The sequence below is a fragment of the Aeromicrobium flavum genome (assembly GCF_007992115.1).
Lineage (GTDB): Bacteria > Actinomycetota > Actinomycetes > Propionibacteriales > Nocardioidaceae > Aeromicrobium > Aeromicrobium flavum.
The window spans coordinates 13,168-25,903 of the sequence record NZ_BJZQ01000017.1 but is presented as its reverse complement, the minus strand read 5'-3'; the positions used below and the strand labels follow the sequence as shown (position 1 = coordinate 25,903).

The following is a 12,736-nucleotide window of genomic DNA, read 5'->3' as shown; positions in this document are numbered from 1 at the left end:
CGGATGGCACAGCAGTCCCACCTGGTGTCGCCCGAACCAGTCGCTCCGGACGTGCGCCGGCCCGTCCTGCGGGCCCGCGCGCCGCTGCGCATCTCCTTCGCGGGCGGCGGCACCGACGTCGCGCCGTTCCCCGAGCGGGAGGGCGGCGCCGTGCTGTCGGCCACGATCTCGGCCTACTCCTACTGCACGCTGCGCCCGCGCTCCGACGGCCAGGTGACGATCAAGTCGCTCGACTACGGGTACTCGGTCGGCTTCAACGTCGACGACGACCTCGAGCTCGACGGCCAGCTCGACCTGCCGAAGGCGACCATCGCGCGCCTGCGCCAGTACCCCGGCGCCGTCTCGGCGACGGGCTTCGACCTGTTCATCCACACGAACGCCCCGCCCGGCTCGGGCCTGGGCTCCTCGAGCGCGGTGATGGTCGCCGTGATCGGCGTCGTCGCCCAGCACCTCGGGCTGGACCTGACCGAGTACGAGGTCGCCGAGCTGGCGTACCGCCTCGAGCGCGAGGACCTGCAGATCCCCGGCGGCGCGCAGGACCAGTACGCCGCGGCGTTCGGCGGCTTCAACTACATCGAGTTCACCGACCAGGTGGTCGTCAACCCGCTGCGGATCCGCGACGCGACGATCCACGAGCTCGAGCACAACATGCTGCTGGCGTACACCGGCAACACCCGCGTCAGCGACCACATCATCGACGACCAGGTCTCGCGCTACGAGCGTGGCGAGGAGGCGGCGCTCGAGGGACTGCACGCGCAGAAGGAGCTCGCGGCCGAGATGAAGCTCGCGCTGGTGCGCGGCGAGGTCGACACGCTCGGACGCCTGCTGGGCCGCGCCTGGGACGAGAAGCGCAAGATGTCGGATCGCATCGCGACGCCGCTCATCGACGAGGCCATCACCAAGGCATTGTCGCTGGGAGCGCTCGGTGGCAAGGTCACCGGAGCCGGCGGCGGTGGCCACCTCGTCTTCATCTGCGAGTTCGAGCGCCGTCACGTCGTGGCCGAGGAGCTGACCCGGATGGGTCTGGGCGTCTCGGAGTTCACGTTCTCGAGGGAAGGTCTGGTCACGTGGAGGGGACAGAGTTGACGTACGAACACCCGGTGCACGCCGTGTCCGACGACGCCGTCGAGCAGGTCGTGGCCCAGCGCCAGACGCTCGGGATCGAGGCGTGGGCTGCCCTGGCGCGCGCGCTCGAGGAGCCCTCGCTCGTGGCGGCGGTCGACGCGGCCGGCCGCGCGGTCGTCGACGCGCTCCGTGGCGGCGGGACGATCCTCGTCGCCGGCAACGGCGGCAGTGCCGCGATCGCCAGCCACGTGGCGGCCGAGTTCGTGGGCAAGTGCATCCTCGACCGCGCCCCGCTGCCGGCCGTCTGCCTGGCCGACTCGCTCACCTCGATCACCGCGGTCGGCAACGACTACGGCTTCGACGACGTGTTCGTGCGCGGCGTCCAGTCGCTCGGGCGTCCCGGCGACCTGCTGATCGCGATGTCCACGAGCGGCCGCAGCCCCAGCATCCTGAAGGCCCTCGACGCCGCCCGCGAGCGGGGGATCACCACCGTCGCGCTGACCGGCGCGTCCGGCGGCGACCTGCCGGGCCGGGCCGACCACGTGCTGCACGTCCCCTCGGACTTCACGCCGCGGATCCAGGAGGTCCACATGCTGTGGGCCCACGCCTGGTGCGAGGCCGTCGACGTCCTGTCGCAGCCCACCGCCGACTGACCATGTGGACCGCGGAGGCGCTCCTCGGCCGGGACGACTCGCCGATCCCGCCTCCGGCCCGGCCGGGGCCGTGGGACCTCGTCCTGCTCGACCGCGACGGCACCCTCAACGTCCACCGGCCCGGCTACATCTCCTCGCCGGCGGCGCTGCGGCTCCGGCCGGGCGCGGCCGCGTCGGTCGGTCGACTGACCCAGGCCGGCATCCGCACGGTCCTGGTCACCAACCAGCGCGGACTGGCCACGGGCCTGCTCGCGGAGGACCAGCTGGTCGAGGTCCATCGCGCGCTCGTCGACCGGCTCGCCCGCTGGGGCGGTCGCCTCGACGCGATCGAGGTCTGCCCGCACCAGACCGGCACGTGCGACTGCCGCAAGCCGCTGCCGGGGATGCTCCTGCGAGCGATGGCGCGGGCCCCCTGGGCACGTCCCGAGCGCGTGGTGATGGTCGGCGACCAGCCCAGCGACGAGGCGGCGGCGGCAGCCGCCGGGGTCGCCTGGTTGGACGTCGGACGAGGCGGATCGGGAGCGTCCCGGATCGCCGATGTACTCATCGGTAGGGTTCCGCACTTGGCGTGATCCGTGGTGCTACGCTCTCGCGAGAGGTAACTCACAAATACGATTTTGCAAGACCCTAGACCGGAGGCACTTGTGCGGAAGTTTTCTCGTGGCGCCGTGGCGTTCCTGACGCTCGGAGCGTTCCTGCTCACTCTCGGGGTCGCGATGAAGGTCTACGCGTACGACCGGCTCGCCGTGGTCCCCAAGGACCAGAACACCCAGCAGATCCTCGGCGACGACAACGCGAACTTCTTCGACGCCGACAACGTGGCACCCGGCTCGGGTCCCATCAGCACCGTCGCGACCGTCATCGGTGATCCCGACCTGGCCAAGGAGGCCGCCGACGAGAACGACGGCGCCGACATCGCCGTGTTCACGAAGGGCCAGAGCACCGACAACAACGACCAGGCCCCGCCGATCGACTTCCTCGAGCAGACGTTCGCGATCGATCGCTACACCGGTGCGGCCGTGCCGTGGTCCGGCGCCTCGCAGAACGGCGAGCCGATCGAGTACGAGGGCCAGATCATCAAGTTCCCGTTCAACACCCAGAAGAAGAGTTACGACTACTGGGACGCGACGGTCAAGGCTCCGATGAAGATGGAGTACGAGGGAACCGAGAAGGTCGAGGGCACCGACGGCTCCATCGACACCTACCGCTTCAGCGGCTCCATCCCCGAGACGGAGTTCGGCGTCCGCGAGGTGCCTCGCGCGATCTTCGGCCTGGCCGACACCGGCCCGGTCGAGGCCACCCGCACGTACGCCAACGAGCGCACCGTCTGGGTCGAGCCCGAGACCGGCGTCATGGTGAAGATCGAAGAGGCCCAGAAGCAGTGGCTCAAGCACGATGAGCGTGGCGCGAAGGACGTCGTCGCGATGGACACCGTCAGCTCGTCCTCGCCCGAGACGATCCAGGCCAACATCGACGAGTACGGCTCCAAGTCCGCCTCACTGAAGGCCGTCCGCACGTGGCTGCCGCTGGCCCTGGGTGGTCTGGGCGTCCTGTCGCTGCTCGCCGGCGTGGCCCTGGCCCTTCGGTTCCGCAGCCGTCGCAACGCCGACGTCGACGACGACGCGTACGCGAACGCCTGACGCAGTCCGGCACCGCAAGGGCCGCCGTCCCCCTCGGGGGACGGCGGCCCTTCGTCGTGCCGGGTGGGGGAGCGCCGGGTCAGGAGCCGGCGACGCGCTCGACCAGGTCGGTCAGCTCGTTGCCGGTGCGGTCCCAGTCGAACCGCAGCGCGAACTCGCGGGCCGCGGCACCCAGCTTGGCGCGCTCGTCGTCCTGCGTCAGCAGGTGGCGCAGCCCGTCGATGAACTCCTCGTCGGTGTCGACCAGCAGGCCGGTGTGACCGTCCTGGACCGACTCCTGCGTGCCGCCGGCGTAGCGGAACGCCACGGTGGGCACGGCGTGGTAGCCGGCCTCGAGGATCGTCAGGCCCCACCCCTCCTTGATGGAGGGCATCGCCAGGACGGCTGCCTGGCTGAGCAGCGCGTGCTTCTGGTCGTCGGACACGTGGCCGTGGAAGACGACCCGGTCGCTGACGCCGAGCCGGCGGGCGTGCTCGACGAGCGGGTCCATCCAGTCGCCGCCGCCGATCACGTCCAGGCCGATGTCGTCGAACGTGTCGGCGAGGGCGGCCACGGCGTCGATCGCCAGCTCGACCCGCTTGTGGGGCACCAGGCGGCCGAGGCACGCCAGTCGCGTGCCGCGCACCAGGTCGGGCTCCAGCTCGAGGACGTGCTCGGGCGCCTCGTTGCCGCTGTAGACGACCGAGACGCGCGCGGGATCGACCCCGACGGCCGCGAGCTCGCGCCGCGAGGCCTCCGACACGGTGACGTAGTGCTGCCGGCGGTAGACGAAGGGTGCGACGCGCGACTCGAGGAACCAGCCGATCGACGACACCGGGCGCGGGAAGAACGTGAACCACTGCTCGCGGTGCACGTGGTGCACGACGGCCAGCAGCGGCTTGGCGAAGACCAGGGGAGTCCAGAAGGGGACGCCGTTCTGGACGTCGATGACGACGTCGTACCGGCGACGACGGCGCCACACGTGCCACAGGCCGCGCGGGTAGACCGTGAAGCGGCCGCCGGCGCGCGCCAGCGTGAAGCCGTGGCGCTCGGCGTGGGCCGATCCGCCCGGGAACGACGAGGCGAACAGCACCACGTCGTGGCCGCGCTCAGCCATCGTGGCGGCGGTGCGTTCGGCGAAGACCTCGGCGCCGCCGGCCTCGGGATGCTCCAGGTCACGCCAACTGAGGATGGCGATGCGCAATCCGCTGATAGCGTGCTCTCCTGTCCAGCGAGGGGTGAGGTGACCGATGTCCTGTGAGGTGTGTTCGACACCGATGACGTCCGTGACCCTGCGGGACGGCCGCTCGGTGCTCGCGACCTGTCCGAAATGCTCTCACATCGAGCGCGATCCCAAGGCGGCTCCGGCACATCACCGCGACGTCGCCTACGGCGGCGACCCCGGGCTCGACCGCGTGCGGCTCGCCCTGACGTCCCGCACGCTGCGCCGCGCCGCGCCCCTCGAGGCCCGGTCGCGCGTGTTCGAGATCGGCTTCGGCGCCGGCGCGATGCTGCGCGGCTACCTCGACGAGGGGCACCGGGTCGCCGGCTGCGACCCCGACCAGCTGCACGTCGCGGTCGACCCGCAGGTGCGGGCCCGGGCCGAGCTGCACGCCTGCGGCATCGAGGACGTCCCGGTCTCCGCCGAGCCGGCCGACCTCGTCTACGGCGTCCACGTCGTCGAGCACGTCCAGGACGTGCGCGCCCTGTCCGCGGCGGCGCACCGGCTCCTGAAGCCCGGCGGCCGCGTCCTGTTCCTCACGCCCGCGGCCGACAGCACGTCCCTGCGCGCGTTCTCCGACGCGTGGTGGCTGCTGGAGGACCCCACCCACGTGCGGTTCTTCTCGAAGGCGTCGATCACCCGCCTGCTGCGCGACGCCGGGTTCGTCGACGTCCGCGTCAGACGCTCGCTCACCGACAACCTCACGATGGAGGGCGCCAGCGTCGTCCGACGCCTGCGCCCGAGCGACCGCCCCGCCGGCGTCCTCGCGGCGCGTGCCACCCGCTGGTTCGCGATGGCCCTCGCGCCGCTGGCGGTGCTGGTGCGGCTCGTGCTCCCGCGCTGGCGTCCCACGCTCGTCGTCACCGCCTCCCGAGGCGACGCATGAGTCCCGACGGCCTGCGTCGCTCGGTCCGGCTGTTCCGTTCCTTCCTGGTCGAGCAGACCGACCCGGACCACTTCTACGGCGTGCTCGCGCGCGACTCCGCCGACCTCGTCGAGCAGGAGCTGCCGCTCGCGGGCAAGGTCGTCGTCGACGTGGGCGCCGGTCCGGTGCAGTTCGCGCAGGAGTTCCGCCGCCGGGGTGCCCGCTACATCGCGGTCGACCTCGACCCCGAGGTCTCGGCCCTGGCCGACGGCGGGGTGGCCGCGGACGCCGCGCTGCTGCCCTTCGCGACCGGCTCGGCCGATCTGGTCTTCTCGTCCAACCTGCTCGAGCACGTGCGCGAGCCCGCGGTCGTCGCCGACGAGCTGGTCCGGGTGGCCAAGCCCGGGGGACTGGTGTTCCTGTCCTACACGAACTGGTGGTCGCCGTGGGGAGGCCACGAGACGTCTCCGTGGCACTGGCTGGGGGGCCGCCGGGCGGTCGCGCGCTACACCCGTCGGCACGGCCACGCGCCCAAGAACCGGGTCGGCGAGACGCTGTTCAAGATCTCCGTCGCCTGGGGCATGCGCTGGGCCGCTCGGCCGGGCGTGCACGTCGTCTCGGCGCGGCCGCGCTACCTGCCGCGCTGGGCCGCGCCGCTCGTCCGGGTCCCGCTCCTGCGCGAGGTGCTGTCGTGGAACCTGCTGCTGCTGGTGCGGCGCGAAGATCCCAAGTCCTCCCGATAGCCCCGGATCGCGGGGTACGCTGTGAACTGGGTCCTACTCGTCAGTAGAAACTGACGGACCCGGACGAAGGGATCACGGATGCGCGCGTTGGTGGCTGGCGGCGCCGGTTTCGTCGGATCGCACCTGGTGGAGCGACTGGTGGACGCGGGGCACGACGTCGTGGTGGTGGACGACTTCAGCACGGGACGGCGCGAGAACCTCGCCGGCGTGGCCCACGAGGTCACCATCGTCGATGCGGACGTCTCCGATCCGGTCGCGATCGACGCGATCGAGGGACCCTTCGACCAGGTCTTCAACCTCGCCTCGCCGGCGTCCCCGGTCGACTACCACCGGCTGCCGATCCACACGCTGATGACCGGCTCGATGGGCGTCAAGAACACCCTCGACCTCGCCCACGCGCACGGCGCGCGCTACCTGCTGGCGTCGACCTCGGAGGTCTACGGCGACCCGCAGGTGCACCCGCAGCCCGAGACCTACCTGGGCCACGTCAACCCCGTCGGTCCCCGGTCGGTCTACGACGAGGCCAAGCGCTTCGGCGAGGCGATGACCGCCGCGTACCGTCGCGAGTTCGGCGTCGACACCAAGATCGTGCGCATCTTCAACACCTTCGGCCCGCGGATGCGCGTCGAGGACGGCCGCGCCATTCCCAACTTCGTCCACCAGGCCCTGACGGGACGCGAGATCACCGTCGCGGGCGACGGTCACCAGACCCGCTCCATCTGCTTCGTCGACGACCTCGTGTCCGGGCTCGTGGCGATGATGGAGTCCAGCGCCTCCGGCCCGGTCAACCTCGGCAACCCCGAGGAGATCTCGATGCTCGACCTGGCCACGTGGATCCGCGACCTCGCCGAGTCGGCGTCGGAGATCGTCCACGTGCCGCGGCCCGTGGACGACCCGCAGATCCGTCGTCCCGACATCACGCTGGCGCGCGACCTGCTCGACTGGGCGCCGTCCACGACGGCCGAGATCGGCCTCAAGGCCACCATCGAGGACTTCCGCAGCCGTCGCTAGGGTGACGCCATGGACGCCGCCGACCGCCTGATCTCCTTCGTCGACGCGTCGCCGACGCCCTTCCACGCCTGCGCCACCGCGGCCGAGCGGCTGCGCGGGGCGGGGTTCGCCGAGGTCGACCCGCGCGACGCCTGGCCCACCGAGCCCGGCCACCACTTCATCGTCACCGGCGGCACGCTCGTGGCCTGGTCGGTCGGGCCCGAGGCCCCGGCCCACGCCGGCTTCCGCATCGTCGGGGCGCACACCGACAGCCCCAACCTGCGGCTCAAGCAGCACCACGACGGGTGGCGCGGCGAGCAGGCCACGGTCGCGCTGGAGCCCTACGGCGGTCCGCTGCTGGAGTCCTGGCTCGACCTCGACCTCGGGATCGCGGGCCGGGTCGTCCTGCGCGACGGCACCACGCGGCTGGTCCGCGTCGACGAGCCGCTGCTGCGCGTGCCGCGCCTGGCCATCCACCTCGACCGCGACGGGTCCAAGCTCGACCGCCAGCGTCACCTCGATGCCATCAGCGGGCTGACCCGCCGGCCGTTCCTCGACGTCGTGGGGGAGCGGGCCGGGTTCGCGGGGGCCGAGGTCACCGGCTTCGACCTCATGACGTTCGACCTGCGCCCGTCCGCCCGCACCGGCGTCGCCGGCGAGCTCGTCGCGGCGCCGCGGCTCGACAACCAGGCGACCTGCTCGGCCGCGCTCGACGCGCTCCTGCACGCCGTCGGCTCCGCCGACCCGGCCGGTCGCTACGTCATGGTGCTGTTCGACCACGAGGAGGTCGGCAGCACCTCCGAGCGTGGCGCCGACTCGCCGCTGCTGTCGACCGTGCTCGAGCGCACCGTGCTGGCGGCCGGCGGCTCGCGCGACGACGTCTTCCGGGCCGTCGCCGACTCGGTGTGCGTCTCCGGCGACATGGCCCACGCCACCCACCCGAACCAGCCCGACAAGCACGAGCCGCTGCACCGCATCGCCCTCGGCGGCGGTCCGGTGCTCAAGGTCAACCAGAACCTGCGGTACGCCACCGACGGCGTCGGGGCGGGGCTCTTCGCCGCCGCGTGCGAGAGCGCCGGGGTGCCGCTGCAGCGGTACGTGCACCGGGCCGACCTGCCGTGCGGGTCCACGATCGGGCCCACCAGCGCCGCCCGCACGGGCATCCTGACGGTCGACGTCGGCGCCCCGCAGCTGGCGATGCACTCCGCGCGCGAGGTCATGGCGGCGGCCGACGTCGACACGTACGGCCGGGCGCTGGCCGCCTTCCTGACGTCGCACTGACGGGAGCGGGATCGGGGGCGCTCGGACCGTCCGGCCGCTGGGCCGCCGGGTTTTACGCGGGCGCGGGTGTGCCCTAGACTGAGAGATGCGCTGGGTCCGGCATGTCCGGATCCGGGCGCAAATCCTGTCCACACTTCAATTCCATCCATCCATCGGAGCCCCTCTACATGACTTCTGGCCTCGCAACTCCTTCTGCGGCCCCGCAGGTTGCGGTCAACGACATCGGCAGCGAAGAAGACTTCCTCGCCGCGATCGACAAGACCATCAAGTACTTCAACGACGGCGACATCGTCGACGGCACCATCGTCAAGGTGGACCGCGACGAGGTCCTGCTCGACATCGGCTACAAGACCGAGGGCGTCATCCCCTCGCGTGAGCTGTCCATCAAGCACGACGTCGATCCGAACGAGGTCGTCCAGGTGGGCGACTCGGTCGAGGCCCTCGTCCTCCAGAAGGAGGACAAGGAAGGCCGTCTGATCCTGAGCAAGAAGCGGGCTCAGTACGAGCGCGCCTGGGGTGACATCGAGAAGATCAAGGAAGAGGACGGCGTCGTCGAGGGCACCGTCATCGAGGTCGTCAAGGGCGGCCTGATCATGGACATCGGCCTGCGTGGCTTCCTGCCCGCGTCGCTGGTCGAGATGCGCCGCGTGCGCGACCTGGACCCGTACATCGGCCAGAAGCTCGAGGCGAAGATCATCGAGCTCGACAAGAACCGCAACAACGTGGTCCTGTCGCGCCGTGCCTGGCTCGAGCAGACGCAGTCCGCCGTGCGCCAGAACTTCCTCAACGAGCTCAAGAAGGGCCAGGTCCGCAAGGGCGTCATCAGCTCGATCGTCAACTTCGGCGCCTTCGTCGATCTCGGTGGCGTCGACGGCCTGGTGCACGTCTCGGAGCTGTCCTGGAAGCACATCGACCACCCGAACGAGGTCGTTCAGGTCGGCGACGAGGTCACCGTCGAGGTGCTCGAGGTCGACCTGGAGCGCGAGCGCGTGTCGCTGTCGCTCAAGGCGACCCAGGAGGATCCGTGGCAGCACTTCGCCCGGACCCACCAGATCGGTCAGATCGTTCCGGGCAAGGTCACCAAGCTCGTCCCGTTCGGCGCGTTCGTCCGCGTCGAGGAGGGCATCGAGGGCCTCGTGCACATCTCCGAGCTCGCCGAGCGTCACGTCGAGATCCCCGAGCAGGTCGTCCAGATCGGCGACTCGGTCATGGTCAAGATCATCGACATCGACCTCGAGCGTCGTCGGATCTCGCTGTCGCTGAAGCAGGCCAACGAGACCGAGGTCGCGACCGACGACAGCTTCGATCCGACGCTGTACGGCATGGCCTCGTCCTACGACGAGCAGGGCAACTACATCTACCCGGACGGGTTCGACCCCGAGACGGGCGAATGGCAGGAGGGCTTCGAAGAGGCCCGCGCCACGTGGGAGCGTCAGTACGCCGAGGCGCACGAGCGCTGGGAGGCCCACAAGAAGCAGGTCGCCGACGCCGAGAAGGCGAACCTCGAGGCCGGCGAGGTGGGCGAGTACACGTCCGCCCCCGCGGCCGACGAGCAGAGCACCGGCGGCTCGCTGGCTTCCGACGAGGCCCTGCAGGCCCTGCGTGAGAAGCTGACCGGCGGCGAGTGATCTCCCGCTGAGAACGACGAAGGCCCCCGACCACGCGGTCGGGGGCCTTCGTCGTTCCCGGGGTCGGGCGGTCCGTCAGGAGTCATACGACGCCCCGAACGCATCGCGGATGTGGCTCCGGGGAGCGGGGCGGACGCCGAGTCCGTCATGGGTGATGGTCGACCACAGGGTCGCCACCGCGAAGGCGGCGACCAGGGCCAGCAGGAGGAGAGCGATGATCATGGCACTAATCCTGCGCTCCGTGATATCCTGCCACCAGTGGCGGGAATGCCAGGTCTCGTCAAGATCCCGCCAAGAGGAGTTCCGATGACGAAGGTCGCGATGATCGTCTCCGACCACGCGGAGCCGTTCGGCATGGGCGTGCTGGCCGAGGTGTGGGCCGAGCCCCACCACCCCGGCGACGACAGCCCGGTGTTCGACTTCGTCGTGTGCACGCCGGTGCCCGGCGTCGTCTCCGGTGCGTCGGGCTTCGACTTCGTGATCCGCCACGGACTGGAGGCCGCCGCCGACGCCGACCTCGTGGCCGTCGCGGCCAAGCGCGACTACCGCGCCGAGGACCCTCGGGTCAGCGAGGCCCTGCGCGCCGCGCACGAGCGCGGCGCGACGATCATGGCGTCCTGCACGGCGGCGTTCCAGCTGGGGCACGCCGGGCTGCTCGACGGGCGCCGGTGCACCACCCACTGGCGGTACGGCGACGAGCTCGCCGACCGGTTCCCGCTGGCCGAGGTCGACACCGACGTGCTCTACGTGGACGACGACCGCATCGTCACTGGCGCCGGCTCCGCCGCCGGGATCGACGCCAACCTGCACCTCATGCGGCAGTGGTTCGGGGCCCGGGTCGCCGCGACGGCCGCGCGTCGCATCGTGGTGCCGCCCCACCGCGACGGCGGGCAGGCCCAGTTCGTGCGCACGCCCATGGCCGCCGTCGAGGCCGAGACGCTGTCGCCGGTGCTCGATTGGGCGGAGGAGCACCTGGCCGAGCCGCTCACCGTCGCCGTGTTGGCCCGTCGGGCGCACCTGTCCGAGCGCACCTTCGCCCGCCGGTTCCGCGACGAGACGGGCACCACGCCGTGGCAGTGGCTGCTCGGGCGCCGCGTGGCCCTGGCGGAGGAGCTGCTGGAGACGACGGAGCTCTCCGTCGAGCACGTCGCCGGGCGCGTCGGCTTCGGCAACGCGGCGACGCTGCGCCACCACTTCTCGGCCGTGCGCGGCACCAGCCCTCAGGCCTACCGCCGGTCGTTCTCCCGGGTCGAGTCTGCCTGACGCGTTCGAGGTGAAGGAAACTCACAGGTGGGTGCGCCGCACCTTGCCGGTCGCGGTGCGTGGCAGGGCGGTCACCCGCTCGTACTCCTTCGGCCGCTTCGGTGGGGCGAGCCGCTGCCGGGCCGCCTCGCGGAGGGTGTCCTCGTCGGCGTCGCCGACGTACGCCGCCACCACGCGCTGGCCCCACCGCTCGTCGGTCCGCCCGAACACGGCGATCTCGACGACTCCCGGCACCTCGACGAGGGCGGCCTCCACCTCGGCCGGGTAGACGTTGACACCACCGCTGATGATCAGGTCGGTGCGTCGCGAGTCGAGGTACACGTACCCCTCGGCGTCGACGCGTCCGAGATCGCCCACGGTGAACGCGGGACCGTGCTCGGTGTCGCGCCAGGCCTGCGCCGTGCGCTCCGGATCGTTCCAGTAGGAGAAGCGCCCCCACGGCGGAACGGCGCACCACAGCTCGCTGTCGTCGTCCACGCCGATCACCCGGCCCGGCCGCGCCCGGCCGACGGTGCCGGGGTGCTCGGCCCACTCCGGCGCGGAGCACGCGGTGAACTGGCCCTCGGTGGATCCGTAGAACTCCCACACGACCTCGGTGCCGAACAGCGCATGGGCTCCCCGGCGGACCGGGTCCGGGCACGGCGCGCCGGCGTGGGCCACGAGACGGAAGCAGGACAGGTCGGGCGCCGGCGACGTCTCGAGGTGGGCCAGCAACCGCTGAAGATGGGCGGGCACGCAGAACATCGACGTCGGGCGCAGGCGCTCGACGGCCTCGCAGAAGCCCTCGGGCGTGAAGGCCGGCAGGACGGCGACGGCGCCGCGGGCCAGGGCCGTGCCGAGGGCGAAGCGCAGGGGAGCGGAGTGGTAGAGCGGGGACAGCACGAGGTTCACGTCGGTGGCGGCGAAGCCCCACAGCTCACGCTCCTCGAGGACCGCCGCCCGGGCGTCCTCCGCGTCCCAGAACCCCGACCACACGCCCTTGGGCCGGCCGGTCGTGCCCGACGTGAAGTGCATCGGCCGACACCGCGGGTGGGCGTCGAGCTCGTCACGGTCGTCGCCGAGCAGCTCGCCGAACCGGGCGAGCGAGTCCAGCACCACGGCCGGGGCGACGTCGTCCACGATCGGGCCCCGCTCGTGCGTCGTGAGCCGGGGGTCGAGGGGCACGGGAACGCGGCCCGTCGCCACGCACGCCCACACGGCGGCGAGCAGCTCGATCCCGTTGGGCAGGCTGACGACGACCCGGTCGCCCTCGACGACCCCGCGGTGGCGCAGACCGGCCGCCACGGCGGATGCGAGGTCCCGCAGCTCGGCGGCCGTCGTGGCGCGCGGTGCCTGGTCGTGTGACATCGCTCATTCCTCTCGCGTGGGTTCTCCCGACTCACTGGGATCTGCGTCGTCAGTATGGTT

The 12,736-nt window shown here is 71.5% G+C and carries 13 protein-coding genes; 10 read left to right on the top strand and 3 right to left on the bottom strand.

Going from position 1 to position 12,736, the window contains the following annotated elements; genetic code table 11:
- Positions 1 to 3 precede the first annotated feature (3 nt).
- From AFL01nite_RS13355 to pgfA, 4 genes are all read left to right on the top strand, one after another.
- On the top strand, positions 4 to 1,086 hold the full coding sequence (locus AFL01nite_RS13355) for a GHMP family kinase ATP-binding protein (protein ID WP_246119721.1): 1,083 nt from the start codon (positions 4 to 6) through the stop codon (positions 1,084 to 1,086).
- On the top strand, positions 1,083 to 1,718 hold the full coding sequence (locus tag AFL01nite_RS13350; protein ID WP_222593538.1) for a D-sedoheptulose-7-phosphate isomerase: 636 nt from the start codon (positions 1,083 to 1,085) through the stop codon (positions 1,716 to 1,718). Before AFL01nite_RS13355 ends, AFL01nite_RS13350 begins: the two co-directional genes overlap by 4 nt.
- A gap of 2 nt (positions 1,719 to 1,720) precedes the next feature.
- Positions 1,721 to 2,290 carry a D-glycero-alpha-D-manno-heptose-1,7-bisphosphate 7-phosphatase gene (locus AFL01nite_RS13345; protein WP_146828190.1) on the top strand — a complete coding sequence of 190 codons (570 nt, stop codon included), beginning with the start codon at positions 1,721 to 1,723 and terminating at the stop codon, positions 2,288 to 2,290.
- Between the two features lie 96 nt (positions 2,291 to 2,386).
- A complete protein-coding gene (gene pgfA, locus AFL01nite_RS13340) occupies positions 2,387 to 3,358 on the top strand; it encodes a cell envelope lipid trafficking protein PgfA (protein WP_186813953.1) in 972 nt (323 codons plus the stop codon).
- 79 nt (positions 3,359 to 3,437) lie between these two features.
- On the opposite strand, the gene AFL01nite_RS13335 is transcribed toward pgfA, so the two are convergent.
- Entirely contained in the window at positions 3,438 to 4,541 is a 1,104-nt protein-coding gene (locus AFL01nite_RS13335) for a glycosyltransferase family 4 protein (RefSeq protein ID WP_146828188.1), read from the bottom strand.
- 82 nt (positions 4,542 to 4,623) lie between these two features.
- On the opposite strand from AFL01nite_RS13335, the gene AFL01nite_RS13330 reads away from it, so the two are divergent.
- The 5 genes from AFL01nite_RS13330 (at position 4,624) to rpsA (ending at position 10,066) form a co-directional block, all read left to right on the top strand.
- Positions 4,624 to 5,445: a class I SAM-dependent methyltransferase gene (locus AFL01nite_RS13330; protein WP_222593537.1), complete on the top strand. Its 822-nt coding sequence runs from the start codon at positions 4,624 to 4,626 to the stop codon at positions 5,443 to 5,445.
- Positions 5,442 to 6,167 (top strand): class I SAM-dependent methyltransferase, encoded by a 726-nt coding sequence (locus AFL01nite_RS13325; RefSeq protein WP_146828186.1) that lies wholly within the window; start codon positions 5,442 to 5,444, stop codon positions 6,165 to 6,167. Before AFL01nite_RS13330 ends, AFL01nite_RS13325 begins: the two co-directional genes overlap by 4 nt.
- Positions 6,168 to 6,245: 78 nt before the next feature.
- Entirely contained in the window at positions 6,246 to 7,178 is a 933-nt protein-coding gene (locus AFL01nite_RS13320) for an NAD-dependent epimerase/dehydratase family protein (protein WP_146828185.1), read from the top strand.
- A gap of 9 nt (positions 7,179 to 7,187) precedes the next feature.
- Positions 7,188 to 8,438 carry a M18 family aminopeptidase gene (locus AFL01nite_RS13315; protein WP_146828184.1) on the top strand — a complete coding sequence of 417 codons (1,251 nt, stop codon included), beginning with the start codon at positions 7,188 to 7,190 and terminating at the stop codon, positions 8,436 to 8,438.
- A gap of 167 nt (positions 8,439 to 8,605) precedes the next feature.
- Positions 8,606 to 10,066 carry a 30S ribosomal protein S1 gene (rpsA, locus tag AFL01nite_RS13310; RefSeq protein ID WP_146828183.1) on the top strand — a complete coding sequence of 487 codons (1,461 nt, stop codon included), beginning with the start codon at positions 8,606 to 8,608 and terminating at the stop codon, positions 10,064 to 10,066.
- Positions 10,067 to 10,141: 75 nt separating this feature from the next.
- Here rpsA and AFL01nite_RS15645 read toward each other — a convergent pair whose 3' ends face one another.
- Positions 10,142 to 10,288, bottom strand: coding sequence for a hypothetical protein (locus tag AFL01nite_RS15645; protein ID WP_186813952.1), 147 nt, complete (start codon positions 10,286 to 10,288; stop codon positions 10,142 to 10,144).
- Between the two features lie 84 nt (positions 10,289 to 10,372).
- Between AFL01nite_RS15645 and AFL01nite_RS13305 the strand changes: the two genes are divergently transcribed.
- On the top strand, positions 10,373 to 11,329 hold the full coding sequence (locus AFL01nite_RS13305; protein ID WP_186813951.1) for a helix-turn-helix domain-containing protein: 957 nt from the start codon (positions 10,373 to 10,375) through the stop codon (positions 11,327 to 11,329).
- Between the two features lie 21 nt (positions 11,330 to 11,350).
- Here the strand turns inward: AFL01nite_RS13305 and AFL01nite_RS13300 are convergent, their stop codons facing one another.
- The gene (locus AFL01nite_RS13300; RefSeq protein ID WP_146828181.1) at positions 11,351 to 12,676 is read right to left on the bottom strand and encodes a class I adenylate-forming enzyme family protein; all 1,326 of its coding nucleotides are present in this window, start codon (positions 12,674 to 12,676) and stop codon (positions 11,351 to 11,353) included.
- Positions 12,677 to 12,736: the final 60 nt, after the last annotated feature.